The 19429-nt window shown below is 68.8% G+C and carries 9 protein-coding genes and 2 tRNA genes; 6 read left to right on the top strand and 5 right to left on the bottom strand.

What is annotated here, in order from left to right; genetic code table 11:
- Positions 1–740 precede the first annotated feature (740 nt).
- The 5 genes from F0344_RS10935 to F0344_RS10960 all read left to right on the top strand — a co-directional run bounded on the left by F0344_RS10935 (position 741) and on the right by F0344_RS10960 (position 11463).
- On the top strand, positions 741–3962 hold the full coding sequence (locus F0344_RS10935) for a Tn3 family transposase (RefSeq protein ID WP_185298595.1): 3222 nt from the start codon (positions 741–743) through the stop codon (positions 3960–3962).
- 268 nt (positions 3963–4230) lie between these two features.
- Positions 4231–8355 (top strand): AAA family ATPase, encoded by a 4125-nt coding sequence (locus F0344_RS10940; RefSeq protein WP_185298596.1) that lies wholly within the window; start codon positions 4231–4233, stop codon positions 8353–8355.
- Between the two features lie 44 nt (positions 8356–8399).
- The gene (locus tag F0344_RS10945; protein ID WP_185298597.1) at positions 8400–9248 is read left to right on the top strand and encodes a serine peptidase; all 849 of its coding nucleotides are present in this window, start codon (positions 8400–8402) and stop codon (positions 9246–9248) included.
- A gap of 199 nt (positions 9249–9447) precedes the next feature.
- On the top strand, positions 9448–10515 hold the full coding sequence (locus F0344_RS35660) for a tyrosine-type recombinase/integrase (protein ID WP_258049846.1): 1068 nt from the start codon (positions 9448–9450) through the stop codon (positions 10513–10515).
- Positions 10516–11061: 546 nt separating this feature from the next.
- A complete protein-coding gene (locus F0344_RS10960; RefSeq protein ID WP_185302623.1) occupies positions 11062–11463 on the top strand; it encodes a CBS domain-containing protein in 402 nt (133 codons plus the stop codon).
- Between the two features lie 132 nt (positions 11464–11595).
- Here F0344_RS10960 and F0344_RS10965 read toward each other — a convergent pair whose 3' ends face one another.
- A complete protein-coding gene (locus tag F0344_RS10965) occupies positions 11596–13086 on the bottom strand; it encodes a catalase (RefSeq protein WP_185298598.1) in 1491 nt (496 codons plus the stop codon).
- Between the two features lie 129 nt (positions 13087–13215).
- Between F0344_RS10965 and F0344_RS10970 the strand changes: the two genes are divergently transcribed.
- Positions 13216–13632 carry a Fur family transcriptional regulator gene (locus F0344_RS10970; RefSeq protein WP_185298599.1) on the top strand — a complete coding sequence of 139 codons (417 nt, stop codon included), beginning with the start codon at positions 13216–13218 and terminating at the stop codon, positions 13630–13632.
- Positions 13633–13773: 141 nt separating this feature from the next.
- Here F0344_RS10970 and F0344_RS10975 read toward each other — a convergent pair.
- The 4 genes from F0344_RS10975 to F0344_RS10990 all read right to left on the bottom strand — a co-directional run bounded on the left by F0344_RS10975 (position 13774) and on the right by F0344_RS10990 (position 19310).
- Positions 13774–13847 (bottom strand) — tRNA-Met (locus F0344_RS10975).
- Between the two features lie 113 nt (positions 13848–13960).
- Positions 13961–16006, bottom strand: coding sequence for a tetratricopeptide repeat protein (locus F0344_RS10980; RefSeq protein WP_185298600.1), 2046 nt, complete (start codon positions 16004–16006; stop codon positions 13961–13963).
- Between the two features lie 209 nt (positions 16007–16215).
- Positions 16216–16289, bottom strand: a tRNA-Met gene (locus F0344_RS10985).
- Positions 16290–16331: 42 nt separating this feature from the next.
- On the bottom strand, positions 16332–19310 hold the full coding sequence (locus tag F0344_RS10990) for a UPF0182 family membrane protein (protein WP_185302624.1): 2979 nt from the start codon (positions 19308–19310) through the stop codon (positions 16332–16334).
- Positions 19311–19429 lie beyond the last annotated feature (119 nt).

Consider the following 19429-nt stretch of genomic DNA (forward strand, 5'->3'; position numbering starts at 1 on the left):
CCATGCCGCGACCGCAAGTCAGCCAAGCGGACGCGCCGCCGAGGCGCGAGCGAAGGGTAGGCACGCAGCCCCCTATCGACCTAGTGTCCTGCGCAGTAATCCGTTGGTAGATCCGCGTACCCTCGATGACCGGGTTCCGGACGCCAGCCAGGCACGGTGACCGTTCACAGCTCAGCCGGAACTACCTAGGAACTTCCGGCGCAGGACACTAGTGGGAGTCCCTGTCGAATCGAAGCGCCTTAAGCACGCTGGGGACGTCATCCTGATGACACTTGGACAGGGCCCTCATTCCCAGGATCAGACGGCTCAGTTCACGTCCGAAGGGAGTACACCGACGCGCGAACACGCCGACTGCAAAGATCAGAGCAATCAAGAGCGCCAGGGACACAGTGAGCCTCCGAGCAACCCAATAGGGCTACTTCAATGAGATCACCGGTCAACAGAGGATGCTCTTGTACAGCCGCAGTGGCGTACTCCCGAAGCTGGGCGCACCGGATGAAGGAGCCTTCACAGTAAGGCCATCTGAAACCTGGCCGCAAGCACATACAGCAGCGGAGCCCAGCAAACCCGGCGCCCGTGAAGGGCTATCCCCATTCGTTCGCACCCTGGGGTGTGACCGAGATACGCGCCAAAGGGGCAACGGGATGATCTTGAAGTCCTGAGCACTCTCTGCCCGTCACCCATTCGGCTCAGTGTCGTTGGTGGTGATGTTGAGCGTCGTCTGGGGCCTGGGGTGGGTTGTGACATCGATTGAACGGACCGCGTATCCGCGGTTCAAGCGGCTCATCACCGCGCATGAGCTGCATCTGTTCTTCTCTCCGAGCCGCGATGAGCTGGAGTGGGCGGCCGATGCCACGGACTGCGATGAGCATCTGCTGGCCCTGCTGCTGATGCTGAAGTCGTACCGGCGTATGGGGTGTTTCCCGGCGCTGGAGGACGTCCCGGTGATGGTGGTGGACTTTGTGCGGCGGGCGGTGGAGCTGCCGGAGGGCACGCTGCCGGTGTACCGGGCGGAGCGGACGGCCAAGCATCACCGGGGCCTGGTCCGCAAGCAGGCCGGCGTGACGTATGACCAGACCAAGGCCCGGGGAATCGTCGAGCAGTCGATCCGCAGGGAGGCCGCGGCGAAGAACCGCCCGGCGGATCTGATCAACATCGCGCTGGAGAAGGTGGTGGAGGCCGGGCTGGAGCTGCCGGGGTTCTCGACCTTCGACAAGCTGGCGTCGAAGATCCGCACCGAGGTGAACGCTTCGATCTGCGTGGGTATCCACGACCGCATGAGCGCTGCTCAGCGGGCGGGGCTCATGCGGTTGCTGGAGGAGCGCGACAGCGACGGGACGACGCTGTTCAACCGGCTGAAGAAGCCCGCCAAGGGCCCGACCTGGTCGCACTTCAAGAACCTGACCAAGCGTCTGGAATGGCTGGACGAGCTCGGCGACACCGACGTGTGGATGAACGGAGTCGCCGCAGGGAAGGTCACCGATTTTGCCGGGGAGGCGGACGCGGCGGATGCCTCGGAGCTGCGGGACTTCGTCCCCGTCAAGCGCATCGCGCTGGTCGCGGCCCTGACGCACAAGGCGCGGATGCGGGTGCGGGACGACCTGGCGACGATGTTCTGCAAGCGCGTGGCGACGAAGATCAAGAAGGCCAAGGCGGAGCTGGAGGAGATCCGGCTCGCCGAGCGGGAGATCGTCGAGTCGCTGATCGGGAACTACCGCACGGTGCTCAAGCACATCGACGCGGGCGGCCCGGCCCAGGAGGCGCTCACGAAGGCCGCGGCCATGACCGCCGAGGCCCGCCAGGCCCTGGAGGGCCTGGATGAGGAGGCGTCGGTGGATGAGGTCGCGACGCGGCTGGAGGGCAGGGTCTCCCCGGCGGTCCTCGCCCTGGTGAAGGCCCAGGTGGTGCAGGCCGGCGGATTCGGCGCGGTCACCCGCGCGGTGGAGGGCTTCGGCGGGTTCGCGAAGCAGTACGAGCAGATCGAGAAGGTCTCCGCCCATCACGGCAACTTCTGGGAAGTGCTGCTGTACGGGCAGATCGGCCGGGACCGGGCGGTGATGTTCGACCTGGCCGACAACGACAAGCTGAAGTTCACCGCGACCAGCGAGGACAGCCGGGTACTGGACGCCCTCGCGCACGCCCAGCGGCACCAGGCGGCCCGCGGCGACTACATCACCGCCTTCAACGAGGAGGGCAAGGAGGTCGACATCTCCTTCGCCACCCAGAACTGGCGCAAGGCCGTGGTCGACAAGACCCGGACCGGTCAGTTCGTCCGCAAGCACTTCGAGGCGATGGTCTTCACCGCGCTCGCCGAGGAACTGCGCACCGGCGACGTCGCGGTGGTCGGCTCGGAGGAGTACGCCGACTGGTCCGAGCAGCTGCTGGCCTGGGAGGCCGTCCAGGAGACGCTGGGGTCCTACCTGGTGGAGGTCGGACTCGCCGAGGCGGGCGAGAGTGCCGGGTTTGACGCGACGTTCTTCCGCAGGCAGCTGGAGGACAAGCTGCGAGGCGCCGCCGCTGCGGCGGATGCCGGGTACCCGGAGAACGACGGCCTGGTCATCGATCCGGAGACGGGCATTCCGTCGTTGAAGGCGTTCCGGGCGGACGGTCAGCGGCCCTCGGCGAAGCGGCTGGAGCAGGAGATCAAGGCGAGGATGCCGGAGCGTTCCCTGATGGGGATCGTGGCCCGGACCGCGTACTGGGTGGAGTGGTGGCGCCGTTTCGGCCCGCCGTCCGGCAACGAGCCCAAGCTCACCGACCCCTTGGGCCGCTACGTGATCGTCACGTTCGTCAAGGGCACCAACATGGGCCCGTACGAGGCCGCCCGGCACATCCCCGGCGTGAGCGGGCACGAGCTGTCCTACGTCGCCAACAAGCACTTCTCGATCGTGCTGCTGAACGAGGCGATCGCCGACCTGGTGAACGCGCACGCCCGCCTCGACATCTCCCAGGCGTGGGGCGACGGGACCGCCGTCGCGGCGGACGGCACCCACATGGACACGTACCTCGACAACCTGCTCTCCGAGACGAGCGTCCGGTACGGCAAGCCCGGCGGGATCGCCTACCACCACGTCTCGGACACCTACATCGCGTTGTTCACGCACTTCATCCCGTGCGGTGTGTGGGAGGCCGTCTACATCATCGAGGGCCTGCTGAAGAACACCTCCGAGGTGCAGCCGACCACCGTGCACGCGGATACCCAAGGCCAGAGCTTCCCTGTCTTTGCGCTCGCCCACCTGCTGGGCTTCGACCTGATGCCCAGGATCAGGAACTGGAAGGAACTGACCTTCTACCGGCCCTCCAAGACCACGGAGTACGTGCACATCGACGCCCTGTTCGGTGAGCCGGGCAAGCACGTCATCGACTGGGGCCTGATCGAGTCCCAGTTCCGCCACCTGATGCGCGTGGCCGTCTCCGTACGTGAGGGCACTATCTCCTCCTCCACACTGCTCAAGCGCCTGCGGTCGGGGTCGCGGAAGAACGCCACCTACGCCGCCTTCCGCGAGGTCGGCCGCGTGATCCGCACCGTCCAGCTCCTGCGCTACCTCTCGGACGCGCCGCTGCGCCGGCGGGTGACCGCGGCGACCAACAAGGTCGAGTCGTTCAACCGGTTCTCCCAGTGGATCGGCTTCGGCAACCGCGGTGTCATCGCCGACAACGACCCCATCGAGCAGGAGAAGGCGATGAAGTTCAACGCGCTGCTCACGAACGCGGTGATCTTCCATAACGCCCTGGATATCGCGGAGATCGTGCGGCAGCTGCTGGAAGAGGGATGGGAGATCGACCCGGAGGACCTGGCGCACATCTCGCCGTACCTGACCGAGCACGTCAACCGGTTCGGCGAGTACTCCACTCACGAGCTCGGCATTCAGCCCGCCGCGTACGACCCGAAACTCGACGTCGACTTCACCCCGCTGCGCGAGCAGGATCTGCCCGCTGCTGGCCTTGGTCAGGCCGCCTGAACGTCTGTCCCAGGAGCTCCTCCTCGTGTGCGCCGGCCCTACGGCCGAAGCGGCGCCCGAAGTCATTCCATGGCTTCGGGAACTGATCCAGCGCGCTGTACAGACCCGGGTTCGGCTCTCGTTCGGGGTGTGGCCGGTCGATTCCTGGCAGACTGAACGCTTGGTTCGGGAGGGGGCTTGGGTGACCGTGGGGCGTGCAGTGTTGGTTGGCATCGGGCGTTTCGATGTGGATCCGTCGGAGGGTGAAACTCGGGTCGGGGAGCCGAGTTTGCCGGATCTGCCGTTCGTGGACGAGGTCGTGCCGCCGGTCGCGGCGGCGCTGAGCCGGTTGGGGTATACGACCGATGTGCACCGGGACGTCGGCGCGGACGCGTTGAGGGCTGCCGTGTTCGACGCGATCGGATCTGTTCGGGTCATCTATGTGGCTTCCCACGGGGAGCCGGACTCCTCGAACCCGCATCGTGTGGACGTGGTGCCCGCGGACGCGCGGTTAGGGTCCGGCACGAACGCCGCCCAGTGGGTGGACGACGCGCAGAAGTCGGGAGTGCCGACGCTGTTCCTGCTGGATCTATGCCGGTCCGGCCGTGCGACGGAGCTTCCGCACCTGGTGCACCGGTCCGACGCGCCGGTGAACGCGTGGGTGCTCGCCGCGTCCAGCGGGGGCGAGGACGCCTACGACGGACGGTTCAGCATCGCGTTGGCCCAGGTGCTGGAGGAGGTCGCCGACAACGGGCTGGACACCGACCCGGTGCGGTCGCACGTGCAGTTTCAAAAGGTGGCACGGCAAGTTGCGCAGCGTGTCGCGCAGATGCCGGGGATGGCGCAGAGCGTGCAGAGCACGGCGATGGTGCTGGCCGCGGACGAGCCGGCCCTCCCGTTCTTCCCGAATGGTGCCTTCGACCCGGCCGAGGCAAGGCTGGCCGAGGTGGATCCGGCGCTGCGGGTCTTCCTCGGCCAGCAGGACAAGCGACACTTCGCCGACAAGGCCAGGAATCAGTTCGTCGGCCGACGTTCCCAATTACGTGCACTCGCGCCGTGGCTGGACGACGTCGAGGCGGGCGGTCTTCGGGTGGTCACGGGCAATCCCGGGGTGGGTAAGTCCGCGTTGCTGGGCGCGCTCGCCTGTGCGGCACATCCGGAACTGGAACGGGTGGCGCCGCATGTGCGGGAGCGGTTGTTGTCACGCGATTCGGGGGGGTGCCCCTCGGTCCACGACCGGCTGGCCGCGGTCCACGCCCGCGGCCGCTCCGCGGATGAGGTGCTCACCACCATCGCCCGCCAACTGCGTCTCGGCCCCGCGGCGGAAGCCGGCAATGCCACCGCACTCGTGAACCTGCTTCCCGACACCGGCGAGGTGCCGGCGGTGATCGTGGACGCCCTGGACGAAGCATCCGAACCAGACAGGACCTGCACGGAACTGGTCCGCCTGGCGCGCGCCGTGCGCAGCGACGGCCGGCCGGTGGTGCGCCTGACGGTGGGTACACGCCCGTGGCCGCAGTTCTCCGCGCTGCTCGACCTCGCACGCGCCGGTGACGGCCTGATCGATCTGGACGACGCCGACCCCGACGAGGTCCGTGGCGACCTGGCAGCCCACCTCACCGGCCGCCTCATGATGATGGAGTCCTACGAACCGGCCCGCATGCGCGCGATCCGCGACCGTCTCGCCCACGCCGTCGCGGACCGCCTCGCCCCGCACCCGGGTGAACCCGCGCCGTGGGGCGCGTTCCTGGTGGCCGGAATCTTCGCCCGCTACCTGGAGCGCGATCCCGCCCCGGACAGTGTCGAAGCGGCCGCAGCACTGGGCCACTCGGCGCCCACGACGCTGCCCCAGGTCCTCGACCTGGACCTGGACACCCACCCCCACGGACAGCAGCTGCGCGCCATCCTTGCGGCGATCGCCCAGGCCCAGGGCCAGGGCATGCCCCTGGAAATCGCCCTGCCGCTCGCGGGCCTGTTCACCGACCTCGACCTCCAACACGCCCGCCGGAACCTGCTGCCCGAGATCCTGTTCTACCTGCGCACCACCCCCGACCACGACGGCACCCTGCTCTACCGCCTCTTCCACCAAGCCCTCGTCGATCACCTCAACCCACCCACACCCGACCCCACCACGACCACACCCGGCGACGTCCTCACCCACCTTCTGGCCACCCACACCACCCACGACGGCACCCACCGCACCTGGGACACCGCACCCCCCTACCTCCTGCGCCACGCCCCGGCACATGCCCAGGCCGCCGGCCGCCTGGACGAACTCCTCACCGACACCGAGTTCCTGGTCCACGGCACCCCGGACGCACTCCTCACCGCATTCCCCCGCGCCCACACCGACCAGGCACTGCTCTCCCGCGCCGTCTACCGCACCTCCATCAGTGAACACCGCAACACCGACCACGCCACCCGCCGCCGACTCCTCGCGCTGGACGCGGCACGCTACGGCGCCAAGACCCTCACCTCCGCCCTGATGGACAGAGCCGAGGCGGGCACATGGACGCCCGCCTCAGCAACAGGAGGAAGCCTCAACCCCGCCTCCCGCGACACCCTCACCGGCCACACCGACAGTGTGGAGGCGGTGGCGTGCGCGGTGGTGGACGGGCGTCCCGTCGCCGTCACTGGATCCGAGGACGAGACGGTGCGGGTGTGGGATCTGGCCACCGGGCAGCAGGTCGGCGCACCCCTCACCGGCCACACCGACGAGGTGGACGCGGTGGCGTGCACGGTGGTGGACGGACGCCCCGTGGCCGTCAGCGGATCCTTCGACGAGACGGTGCGGGTGTGGGATCTGGCCACCGGGCAGCAGGTCGGCGCACCCCTCACCGGCCACACCGACAAGGTGGACGCGGTGGCGTGCACGGTGGTGGACGGACGCCCCGTGGCCGTCAGCGGATCCTACGACGAGACCGTGCGGGTGTGGGATCTGGCCACCGGCCAACAGGTCGGCGCACCCCTCACCGGCCACACCGACAGGGTGACTGCGGTGGCGTGCGCGGTGGTGAACGGACGCCCCGCCGCCGTCACCGGATCCGACGACGAGACAGTGCGGGTGTGGGATCTGGCCACCGGCCAGCAGGTCGGCGAACCCCTCACCGGCCACACCGAACCGGTGCACTCGGTGGCGTGCGCGGTGGTGAACGGGCGCCCCGTCGCCGTCACCGGATCCGCCGACGCGACGGTGCGGATGTGGGACCTGACCACCCGTAGAAAGGTCGGCAAGCTCACCGACCACACCCAACCGGTGGGCAGGGTGGCGTGCACGGTCCTGGAAGGGCGCCCCGTCGCCGTCACCACAGCCACCGACGCCATGCGGGTATGGGACCTGACCACCCGCAGACAGGTCGGCGAACCTCTCACCGGCCACACAGGGTGGCCAGTGGCGTGCACGGTGCTGGACGGGAATCCCATCGTCGTCACCGGACTCGGCAGCCAAGTGAAGGTATGGGACTTGGCTGGCCTGACCACCCGCAGGCAGGTCGGCGAACCCTTCACCGGTCACACCGACAGGGTGACTGCGGTGGCGTGCACGGTGGTGGACGGGCGCCCCGCCGCCGTCAGCGCAGACTTCTACGGAACCGTGCGGGTATGGGACATGGCCACCGGCCGCCCGATCGGTAAACCCCTGACCGGCCACCCCAGCAACGTGTGGGCGGTGGCGTGCACGGTGGTGGACGGCCGCCCCGTCGCCGTCACCGGATCCATGGATGAGACCGTGCGGGTGAGTAACCTGACCACCCGTAGAAAGGTCCGCAAGCTCACCGGCCATACCGGCGCCGTGCGGGCGGTGGCGTGCACGGTGATGAACGGCCGCCCCGTCGCCGTCACCACATCCGACGACGGCACCGTGCGGGTGTGGGACCTGACCACCCGTAGACAGGTCGGCACGCTCGCCGGCCAAACCAACCGGGTGAACGCGGTGGCGTGCACGGTGATGAACGGCCGCACCGTCGCCGTCACCACATCCGACGACGCGACGGTGCGGGTGTGGGACCTGACCACCGGCCGCCCGATCGGCAAACCCCTCACCAGCCACCCCAGCAACGTGCGGGCGGTGGCGTGCACGGTGATGAACGGCCGCCCCGTCGCCGTCACTGGATCTTACGACGAGACCGTGCGGGTGTGGGACCTGAACACCAGCCGCCAGTTCGGCAAGCCCCTCACCGGCCACACCGAACCGGTGAACGCGGTGGCGTGCACGGTGATGAACGGCCGCCCCGTGGCCGTCACCGGGTCCGACGACCGCACCGTGCGGGTGTGGGACCTGGATACGAGGCGATATATCGACCGGATTCCCCTTCCCGCACCGTGCGAAGAACTCGCGGTGGGAGCTGGTGATCGATTGGTCATCGGAATCGGTTCGGATGTCGTCTTCCTGACACGCGTTCCGCCCCGATCCTAGGCGCGCCGCACGCGCGGACCCGACGGCACCACCCCGGAGGACTCGTGACACACGCCATCGTGGGCGTCCACGGCATCGGCAACTTCCGCCGCGGCCAACAACCGTGCGAGGCCGCCCGAACCCTCGGAGCGGAATGGCACACCCGTCTCGCCAGCGCGCTCCGCAGCGCCGGTGCCGGTGCACCGGCACCCGAGATATCTATGGCGTACTACGCCGACCTGCTGCGCCCGACCGGCCGGCAGGGCGGCGGCGACGACCTCGACGACCTGAACCCGCACGAGATCGAGTTCGCCCGCCAATGGCTGGACGCTTTCGATTTGCCTGCGGGCACCGCCGCAGGGCGGTCGACCGTCCCCGTGCGCCAGGCCGTCGAGACCCTCGCCCAGATGCGGCTTCTCGGCCCGCCCGCCACGAGGTGGTTCGTCGCGCTTTTCTGCCGGGAGGTCCACGCCTATCTGAAGGACCCCAACAGTCCGGCCCGTGCCGCTATCCGGGCCCGGGTCACCGACGCCCTTGAAACGACGGGCGCGCGCGTGGTGATCGCACACTCCCTCGGTTCGGTCGTCGCCTATGAAGCGCTGTGGGACCGTCCCGACCTGGAGGTTGACCTCCTGGTTACCCTCGGCTCACCGCTGGCCCTGCCGCACGCGGTCCTGCCGCGCCTGTGGCCGGCACCGGTCAATGGCCGCGGCGCCCGGCCGCCGGGTGTCGCCCGCTGGGTCAACCTTGCCGACCCCGGTGACATCGTCGCCGTGCCCGCAGGTGGCGTAGGCCGCACTTTTGAAGGCGTCGGCACCGACGAGCACACGACCATCGGCGCCTTCGACTTCCACCTCGCCAAAAACTACCTCGCCCACCGACGCCTCGGCGAAATCCTGCGCGCCACATTCTGACACCACCCGCGAACCGTTCAGACCGGCACGGCCGCGCCTTTTTGTTGCCTGATGGCTCGCCAGGGCTCTGTCGCAGTAAATGCCGGATTTACTGCGGCAGAGCCCCTACCGTGATCACCGCGACCTGCGGCGGGGCATTCCGGCCGTCGGGGTGAGGTGTACGCATTTACTGCGGCAGCACCGAGAGGGCGGAGCGGGCATGACGATCGAACCGGTGACCGAACTCGGGAGCGGGGGCGCATTGCGGTTGCCGCGCGCCCGCGTCGTGCCCATGTCCGCCCCTCCCGCGTCGTACACCGCGGCGGTCGAGCGCTACCTCACCGGCGCGGGCATCGCGAAGTCCTCCGCGCGGATCTACCGGATCTCGCTGACGACCTGGGGGTGGATGCTCACCGGTGAACCGGCGCCGACCGGACCCGCCCGCCGGCGCGCGAAGCCGCCCGTCTTCCCCGTCACCGCGATCGACGACCCGGTGCTGCCGGAGGTCCTGGCCGAGCTGGCGGCGGCGCGGGCGGACGAGATGGACGCCGACACCGTCAACCGCGAACTGTCCATCGCGCGCAAGGCGATCGGCTGGTGGCAGCGCCAAGGCTGGATCGACTGCGACCCGACGATCGGCATCGAGCGGCGGCCGGCACCACCGGACCGCACAAAGGCCCTGGCCGAAAACCAGATCGCCGCCCTGTGGCGCCTGGACGTCGGACTCCGGGAGAAGACGCAGTGGAAGATGCTCTACGAGTCGGCGGCCAGGGCCGACGAGGTGCTGTGCCTGAACGTGGAAGACCTGTACCCGCAGGACAAGCGCGGGAAGATCACCGCCAAGGGCGGGGCGACGGAGTGGATTCACTGGCAGTCCGGCACCGCCCAGCTCCTGCCCCGCCTCATCGCACGCCGCACCCGCGGCCCGCTGTTCCTCACCGACCGCAAGGCCCCCGCTGGAACACCGACGCTCGACGTGTGCCCGGAGACCGGCCGAGCCCGGCTCTCCTACCGCCGCGCTGAGGAGATCTTCGAGGAGAACACCCGGCTGCTGGCCAACCCCCTCGCCTCACCCGACGACATCGAGGACCTGGACGGCTGGACGCTCCACCGACTACGGCACAGTGCCCTCACGCACGACGCGGAAGACGGCACCTCCACCCCGATGCTGCTGGCTCGCTCCCGCCACGCATCCGTCCGCTCCCTGGAGCGATACGCACGGCCCGGCGTCGACTCGGTCGCCCGGCACGTCGCCGAACGCGACCCCGCCGCACGCCGCCGCACGTAGATCCGAGCGGATCAAGGCTTCAAGATCATCCCGTTGCCCCTTTGGCGCGTATCTCGGTCACACCCCACCCTCGTCGCGAGAGAGTGGGAGCCCTCGATGACCTCTGTGCCCGTAGTCCCCATCGAGTGGGAGCGACAGAACGGCAGAGCGCCCCTCCAGGGCCGTCTCGGGGCCGTGAAAGGGCGCTCAATGATGACTAAGACTGACAACCGCTAACAGCTCAGCAGCAGGTCAGGGCGCTGATCGGCTACGTGGCCGCAGGTCAAGAACTCTGCGAGTCACTTCCAGCGCTACTAGGGACTGCCCGGCGGCGGATCATGGCCGCGCCTCGCTCGCTCCGGCCCACCCTGCCGCCGCGCCTCGCTCGCTCCGGCCCACCCTGCCGCCGGGGCGCGCGAGATCGGCACGCGCGCTCTCGCACGCCCCTCGGCTCCTCACTCCCACCCCTTGTTCACTCCGCCCAAGGGTGCAACTCTGAGAGTCCCCCCACTTGTGAACTTGTGAATCGGCTCACAGAGTCGGCCCACGAAGGAGGTGGCTCTCTTCATGCTCGTCCGTGACGCCATGACCACAATGGTCCTGACCATCGGTCCGACCCACACCCTCCGCCAGGCAGCCCGTCTGATGTCGGCACGCCGCGTCGGAGCAGCCGTCGTCCACGACCCGGACACCTGCCAGCTCGGCATCATCACCGAGCGCGACATCCTCGACGCGATCGGCTCGGGCCAGAACCCCGACGTCGAGACCGCGTCGGCCCACACCACCACCGACGTGGTCTTCGCCGCCCCCGCCTGGACCCTGGAGGAGGCCGCGGAAGCGATGACGCACGGTGGCTTCCGGCATCTGATCGTCCTGGACAACGACGGTCCGGTAGGGATCGTCTCGGTGCGCGACATCATCCGCTGCTGGGCACCGGCGAGGCGCCACCCGGCGGAGCTGGTGATCTGAGCCCTCCTGTCCGCCCCTCACACCCGTACGAACGACGGGCGGGCCGGACCCCCGCAGGGATCCGGCCCGCCCGTCGGCGGTGCGCCCTGGGTCCTGTCTGGACTTCTCCCGCGCTGGAACTCCAGACAGAACCTAGCTGTTCTGTCCACGCAGGCCCTGGACCGCGACCTCCAGCCGCTTGCCGAAGTCGCCGTCCGCCCGGCGGAAGTTGTTGATCGCGCGTTCGACGATGTCGTCGCGCGAGACCTTGGCGATGAACCCGGCGAGGTTGTCGATCAGGCGGGCCTTCTCGTCCTCGGAGTACAGCCGGTAGAGGTTTCCGGCCTGCACGAAGTCGTTGTCCTCCGCGTGCACCGGAGCCTCGTGGTTCCCGGTGCCGCCGGTGACCGGCACGGACTGCCACAGGGGCCTGTCCGTCTGGAAGGGGCCTCCGAAGCTGTTCGGCTCGTAGTTCTTGGCGCCCTTGTGGCGGCCGTCGTACAGATACCCGTCACGGCTGTTGGTGCGCGCCTCGGTGGCGCGCGGACGGTTCACCGGCAGGTGGTCGGCGTTGATGCCGACGCGGTAGCGGTGGGCGTCGCCGTACGCGAACAGACGGCCCTGGAGCATCTTGTCCGGGGAGGGACCGATGCCCGGCACGAAGTGCGCGGGGCTGAAGACGGACTGCTCGGTCTCCGCGAAGACGTTCTCGGGGTTGCGGTTGAGCTCCAGCTTCCCGATCTCGACCGGCGGGTAGTCCGCGTGCGGCCACACCTTCGTCAGGTCGAAGGGGTTGAAGCGGTACGTGGCAGCGTCGGCCGCGGGCATGATCTGGACCTGCACCGTCCAGGACGGGAAGTCACCGCGCTCGATCGACTCGCGCAGGTCGCGCTGGTGGGAGTCGGGGTCCTCACCGGCGAGCGTGTTGGCCTCGGCCTGCGTCAGGTTCTTGATGCCCTGGTCGGTCTTGAAGTGGTACTTGACCCAGAAGACCTCACCGGCCTCGTTGTTCCACTGGTACGTGTGCGAGCCGTACCCGTTCATGTGGCGCAGCGTGGCCGGAATGCCCCGATCACCGAAGAGCCAGGTCACCTGGTGCGTCGACTCGGGCGAGAGACCCCAGAAGTCCCAGACGTTGTCCGCCTCCTGCGAGCCGGTGTACGGGTCGCGCTTCTGGGTGTGGATGAAGTCGGGGAACTTGATGGCGTCCTTGATGAAGAACACCGGGGTGTTGTTGCCGACGAGGTCGTAGTTGCCCTCTTCGGTGTAGAACTTCAGCGCGAACCCACGGGGGTCGCGCACCGCGTCGGCCGAGCCGAGGTTGCCCGCGACGGTGGAGAACCGCAGGAACGTCTCGGTCCGCTTGCCGACCTCGGACAGGAACTTCGCACGCGTCCACTGCGATACGTCGCGGGTCAGCGTGAAGGTGCCGTACGCACCGGCGCCACGGGCGTGAACGATGCGCTCCGGGATGCGCTCGCGGTTGAAGTGCGCGAGCTTCTCCAGCAGCGCCTGGTCCTGAACGAGGACCGGCCCGCCGACACCGGCGGTCTCGCTGTTCTGGTTGTCGGCCACCGGCGCGCCGGCCTCCGTGGTGAGCGGTCCCTGCGTCACGTGCGCCTCCTGCGTTGTCCTGTACGGCATCAATTCCTGAACAGCCTGCCCCTTGGCGTATGCCGGTCTCGATCCTACAATGGACATTGTCTAAGTCAAGTGAGCTTCCAAAGTCACACCCGTTCGGGATGCGACTCCCTCCACTGTTAGGCTGATCCCATGAGTGACCTGCTGGAACGACTCCGCGGACGTGGCTGGCGCATGACGGCGCAGCGGCGTGTCGTGGCCGAGGTCCTCGACGGCGACCATGTGCACCTGACGGCCGACGAGGTCCACGCGAGGGCTGTCGCCAGGCTGCCGGAGATCTCCCGGGCGACCGTGTACAACACGCTGGGCGAGATGGTGTCCCTCGGTGAGGTCATCGAGGTGTCCACCGACCGCCGGGCCAAGCGGTACGACCCCAACGCCCACCGCCCGCACCACCACCTGGTCTGCGCGCGCTGCGGCGCCATCCGCGACGTACACCCGTCGGGCGATCCGCTCGCGGACCTGCCGGACGCCGAGCGCTTCGGCTTCACGGTCTCGGACGTCGAGGTCACCTACCGCGGAGTCTGCCCGAACTGCGCCACGGCCTGAGGGCTCCGGAAACGCTGGAACACGTGAAGGGCCGCCGTGCTTGTCGCACGGCGGCCCTTCACGTGTGCATGCTCATGCGTTTGCGCACATGCAAACGACCGAGGCCCGGATTCTTTTCGGAATCCGAGCCTCGGTCTTCAGTAGCGGGGACAGGATTTGAACCTGCGACCTCTGGGTTATGAGCCCAGCGAGCTACCGAGCTGCTCCACCCCGCGTCGATGAACGCAACACTACGTGACCCCGCCGACCAGCGCAAATTCATTCGGACGGCCGAGCGGAGCAGGCGCCCGATCCCGGATCCGACCCCGGACGGGCCTGCCTCGCTCGCCTACGCGGTGAGTTCCTGGTGCAGCGCCTCCAGCAGCCGCGCCGCACGCTCGGCCACCTCGGCCGGGCCCAGCTCGACCGCCCGCGCGCACCAGCGCTGCCCCTCGGTGAGTTCGCCACGGCGGGCCGCGAGCAGGGCGAGGCGCAGGGCCGCCCTGCCGTGCCCCTCGTTCGCGGCGCGGCTCCACCAGAGGGCGGCCTCGCGCTCACTGCCCTCGCGGGCGAGCAGCAGCCCCAGGTTGAACGCCCCGTTGCGGCTGCCCGACTCGGCGGCCTCGCGGTACCAGTGTGCGGCGCTCTCCATGTCACCGCGCGCCGCCGCGAGCATTCCGACGCGTACCTGCGCACGGCGGTGCCCCTGCTGGGCGGCACGCTCGTACCACTCCTCGCACTCGGTCTTCTCCGGCATCGGCTCCCCGAGCGCGGGCGGGCCGGGCGGCGGCTGCCGCGCGTCCAGCACTCCGGCCAGCCGGAAGGCGGCCTCGGCGCTGCCACCGCCGGCGGCACACCGCAGATGACGCTCGGCCTCGTGGCCCTTGCCGTCGCGCAGGAGCGCCATGCCCACCTGGAGGGACGCGTCGGTGTGCCCCGCCGCGGCGGCCCGCTCGTACCAGGCAAGCGCCGTACGGTCCTCGTCACGCCCCGCGTGCAGGATGCCGAGGTTGAAGGCCGCGTCCACGCTGCCGGCCTCGGCCGCCTTGGAGAACCAGGGCTCCGCGCCCGTGTGGTCCCCGGACTGGAGCAGGAGCACGGCCAGCGCGTTGGCCGCCTCGCGGTGCCCCGCGTAGGCGGCGCGGCGGTACCACTGCTCGGCCTGCGGCGTACGGTCCTGGGCGGCGCAGAGCAGCCCGAGGTTGTACGCGCCGTTGACGTCACCCGCGTCCATGGCGGCGCGGTACCAGCGCTCGGCGGTCTGCTGCTCGCCGCGGGCCGCGTGGAGGGCTCCCAGGGCGTTGGCGGCGTTACCGTCGCCGTCCTGTGCGGCACGCAGCCACCACACGGCCGCACTCTCCTCGTCACCCGCGTCGCGCAGCAGGAAGCCGAGCGCGCAGGCGGCACGCGCCTCGCCCTCCTTGGCGGCGCTGAGGTACCACCGGCCCGCCTCCTTCAGCTCTCCGCGCTGCTCCAGGATGGCGCCCAGGTGCAGGGCCGCACGCCGGTGACCGCGCGCGGCGGCCTGGCGGTACCACTGCTCGGCCTCGCCCATGCGCCCCGTGGGGGGACCCGCCACGGGACCGTCGCCGCTCCGCCTGCGCTCGCCCCCGGCCTTGCCGTCGCCGGTCCTCCCCTGCTTGACGATGCCCGCACGGGGGCCGCTCACGGTGCCAGGCGGCCCGAGGACCCGGCCGGTGTCGTGGGAGCCCGTGGCGCGCCCGAGACCGAAGGCGTTGTGCGGGTCGTCGAGAGCCTTGCGCTCCAGGGTGCGCGCAAGTCGGTACGCGGCCTCGCGGTGCCCCTGCTCGGCGGCGGCCCGCAGCCAGCGCTCGGCGCCCACGTCGCTGCGGTGCTCCAGCAGGTCGGCCAAGGCGTAGGCGCCGAGCGCGTGCCCCTGCTCGGCGGACTGGCGCAGCCAGTATTCGGCGCCCGGCTCGTCGCCGCGCTCCCGGAAGTACCGGCCGAGGGCGTGGGCGGCTGCCGCGGAACCCGCGACGGCCGCGATCCGCCACCATCCGGCCGCCTCGTCCGCGTACCCACGCTGATGGAGCAGAACTCCCAGGTTGTTGGCCGCGGCCCGGTCGCCTTCGGCGGTGGCCGCACGCAGATACCGCTCGGCGGGGTCCAGGTCCCCTCGGCGCAGCAGCAGCGCGCCGAGGACACTCATCGACGCGGTGTCACCCGCATCGGCGGCACGGCGGTGCCGTGCTTCGGTCTCGACGCCGTCCGAGGTCTCGGCGGCATAGGCGGTATCGACTGTGCAGGCGGCGTCGGCGGTCTCGGTGGCGGCTGCGACAAATGCCGCATCCGACCTGCTTTCCGCCTTCTGGACGCGCCGCTGCACAAACCGCCCTGTCTCCAACAGAGTTGCCCTGTCCCCCATAAATACCATCGTCGCACCACCTGTTACCCGCGTACACCTGGTATATCGCGGCCAGTGAGGTCACTTCAGCGTTTTGTCGACATGCCCACAGAGAGACAAGTCAAACACGCCTGGGTCCAACTCATGCCCCGCGAAACGCACTTCACGCGGATGGCGCCTAAAGACCGACAACACGACAAAGGCCCGAATCCTGTTGGATTCGGGCCTTGTCTTTTCAGTAGCGGGGACAGGATTTGAACCTGCGACCTCTGGGTTATGAGCCCAGCGAGCTACCGAGCTGCTCCACCCCGCGTCGTTGTGTTCAAACAGTACCACGACGCGGGGGTGGATTTTCTCAGCTGCCCTGGTCAGTGCCCTGGTCAGTGCCCTGGTCAGTGCCCTGATCGTCGGCCTTGTCGTCGGCCTTGTCGTCGGCCTTGTCCGACGCCTCGGCGCCGTCCGCGGCACCGCTCGGCTTGGGCTGAGCCGCGGCCGCCCTCCTCAGAGCGTCCTCCAGATCCGCCTGGGCCCTGCCGTAAGCGGTCCAGTCCTGCTTCTGCAGGGCCGCCTCGCCCGCCGTGTAGGCCTTCTGCGCGTCCGCGATGGCCTCCTTCAGAGCGGCCTCACCGGTTGCCGGAGGCTCCGTGGTGTCGTCCGGCGGCTCCGTGGGATCCGTTGGCTCCGGCGGGGCGGTGTCCTCGACCCCGAAGACCGCGTTGAGCGCCTCACCGAGACTGTTCTCAAAGACGATCTTCGACCCGTACGAGGCGGCTACCTTGCGCAGCAGCGGATAGTTCTGCGTGCCACCGCGCGTGTACACCGGTTCGATGTACAGGAACCCGCCGGCGAGCGGCACGGTCAGCAGATTGCCGTACTCGATGTCGGAGTCGGTGCCCTTGAGGTTCCTCACGAACTCGGCGACGTCGTCGTTGCCGTTGAGCTCACTCTGTACCTGACCCGGGCCCTTCACGGTGGTGGTGACTCTCAGCAGCCTCATGGTGCCGTAGTCCTTGCTGGCCGCGTCCGCGTCCACCGCCATGAACGCCCCGAGGTCGGGCCGCCCCCTCGGGGTGAACGTCGTGGTCAGTGAGAACTTCTGGTCGTCCTGACCCGGCATCTTCATGCTCAGGTAGTACGGCGGAACGGCCCCGGGCTCCTTGTTGGTGGGGTCGTCCGGCACCTGCCAGGCGTCACTCCCGCTGTAGAACTGGGCGGGGTCCTCGACGTGATAGCGCGTGAGCAGCTCCCGCTGGACCTTGAACAGGTCCTGCGGGTAGCGCAGATGCTCCATCAGCTCGGTGGGGATGTCCCCGCGGGACTTCACGGTCCCGGGGAACGCCTTGCGCCAGGTCTTGAGGACCGGGTCCTTGGTGTCCCACTCGTACAGCTTGACCTTGCCGTCGTAGGCGTCGACGGTGGCCTTCACCGAGTTGCGGATGTAGTTGACCTGGTTCTGCTGGGCGACGACCGCGCGCTGGTTGGTGGTCAGCGAATCGGCCGTGGTGTCACCCAGCGTCGTACGCGATGCGTACGGGTAGCCGTTGGTCGTGGTGTAGGCGTCGACGACCCACTGGATACGGCCGTTGACGACCGCCGGGTAGGCGTCCCCGTCGATGGTCAGCCACGGGGCCACCGCTTCGACGCGCTCCTTGGGGGTGCGGTTGTACAGAATCCGCGAACCCTCGCCGATGGCTCCCGAGTACAGGATCTGCGGCTCGCTGAGCGACACGGCGTAGGCGGCGCGGTTGAAGGCGTTGGCGAGACTGACACCGCTGTCACCCTTGTAGCTGGTGGTCTTCTCGCCGTCCTCCTCGTAGTCGAGCTCCTTCTGGGGCCCGCCGACGATGGAGTACTGCGTGGTCTTCTCGCCGTAGTAGACCCGCTGCTCGTACGTGCCCAGCTGGCCACTGGCCGGCAGCCCCGACTCGGTGAAGTCCGGGGAGCCGGGCGGGTTCTTGCCCGTCGTGGTCCCCCGGGCCGCGATGGCGCCGTAGCCGTGGGTGTACGTGAAGTGGTCGTTGATCCAGTTCCGCTTGGGCAGGCCTTCGAGGTTGAGCTCCCGAAGACCGATGACGGTGTCCTGCTCCTTGCCGTCCGGACCCTTGTAGCGGTCGACGTCCAGCGTCTTGGGGAACTGGTAGTAGTTCCTCTTCTGCTGGAGCTGCTGGAAGGCCGGGGAGACGACGTTGGGGTCCATCACGCGGTAACTGGCGGCGGCGTCCGCGCCGGTGCGCAGCTTGGCGTCGTCGGTCTCCGTGCTCTTGCCCGTGTAGTTGTCGACCTGCGCGTCATCGATGTCGTACGCGTCGCGTGTGGCATCGATGTTCTTCGCGATGAACGGCGCCTCCTTGGCCTGCTCGTTCGGCTGGACCTGGAACTTCTGCACGATCGCCGGGTAGAGCCCGCCGATCAGGATCGCCGAGAGCACCATCAGCCCGAAGCCGATCACCGGCAGCTGCCACGTGCGGCGCCAGAGCGTCGCGAAGAACAGCACGGCACAGATCGCCGCGATGCAGAAGAGGATCGTCTTCGCCGGCAGGTAGGCGTTCGCGTCGACGTAGCGCAGGCCCGTCCAGTTGTCCGTGGCCTTGAAGTCGCTCGACTTCACCGCCAGGCCGTACCGGTCGAGCCAGTAGGCCACGGCCTTCAGCGAGACGAAGATGCCGAGCAGCACCGACAGGTGACCGGTGGCAGCGGCGGTCGCCCGCGCGCCGGGGCTGGTGACCCGCAGTCCGCCGTACAGGTAGTGCGTCAGCGCGGCGGCGATCAGCGACAGCACGGCCGCCGCGAAACCGAAGCCGAGCATGAAGCGGTACCACGGAAGGTCGAAGGCGTAGAAGGACACGTCCAGTTTGAACTGGGGGTCCTTCTGCCCGAAGGGCACACCGTTGACGTACATCAGCCACGTACGCCACTGGCCCGAGGCGGACGCTCCGGCGATCAGACCGACGAGCGCGGTGATCGCGAGCAGCACCCACTTCTTGTACGGGGCGACGCTCATCCGGTAGCGGTCCAGGCTCTGCTGTTCCAGCGACATCGCGCTCAGCGGCGGCCGGAGCCGGTGCGCGAGCCAGATGTTCACACCGATGGCGATCGCCATCAGCAGTCCGAAGACGAGGAACAGTCCGATCTTGGTCCACAGAGTGGTGGTGAAGACGGACGAATACTCGACCGACCTGTACCAGAGCCAGTCCGTCCAGAACCCCGCGAACATGACGAAGGCCATGGCGAGAACCGCCAGGACACCCAAAGTCATGAGCAGGGTACGGACGCGCCGGGACGGGCGGCCGACTCTGATCCGTGGCCCTGTCGGGCCTCCGCCGCGGTCCGGCATCTGGAAAGCCAACGTGCGCACCTCGAAGTTCGCGGTCGTGTGGAGCAGGCCCAGCGATCGTAGAGCCCACCTATGCAACTTACTGAGGCTTTACCTAGTTCCCGTTACCGGGGCGGAAG

Origin of the sequence: Streptomyces finlayi (genome assembly GCF_014216315.1) — a bacterium.
Taxonomy (GTDB): domain Bacteria; phylum Actinomycetota; class Actinomycetes; order Streptomycetales; family Streptomycetaceae; genus Streptomyces; species Streptomyces finlayi_A.

Coding starts and splice junctions, on each gene's coding strand:
- F0344_RS35660 (WP_258049846.1), top strand. CDS start 9,448: ATGACGATCGAACCGGTGACCGAACTCGGGAGCGGGGGCGCATTGCGG.
- F0344_RS10960 (WP_185302623.1), top strand. CDS start 11,062: ATGCTCGTCCGTGACGCCATGACCACAATGGTCCTGACCATCGGTCCG.
- F0344_RS10965 (WP_185298598.1), bottom strand. CDS start 13,086: ATGCCGTACAGGACAACGCAGGAGGCGCACGTGACGCAGGGACCGCTC.
- F0344_RS10970 (WP_185298599.1), top strand. CDS start 13,216: ATGAGTGACCTGCTGGAACGACTCCGCGGACGTGGCTGGCGCATGACG.
- F0344_RS10980 (WP_185298600.1), bottom strand. CDS start 16,006: ATGGTATTTATGGGGGACAGGGCAACTCTGTTGGAGACAGGGCGGTTT.
- F0344_RS10990 (WP_185302624.1), bottom strand. CDS start 19,310: ATGCCGGACCGCGGCGGAGGCCCGACAGGGCCACGGATCAGAGTCGGC.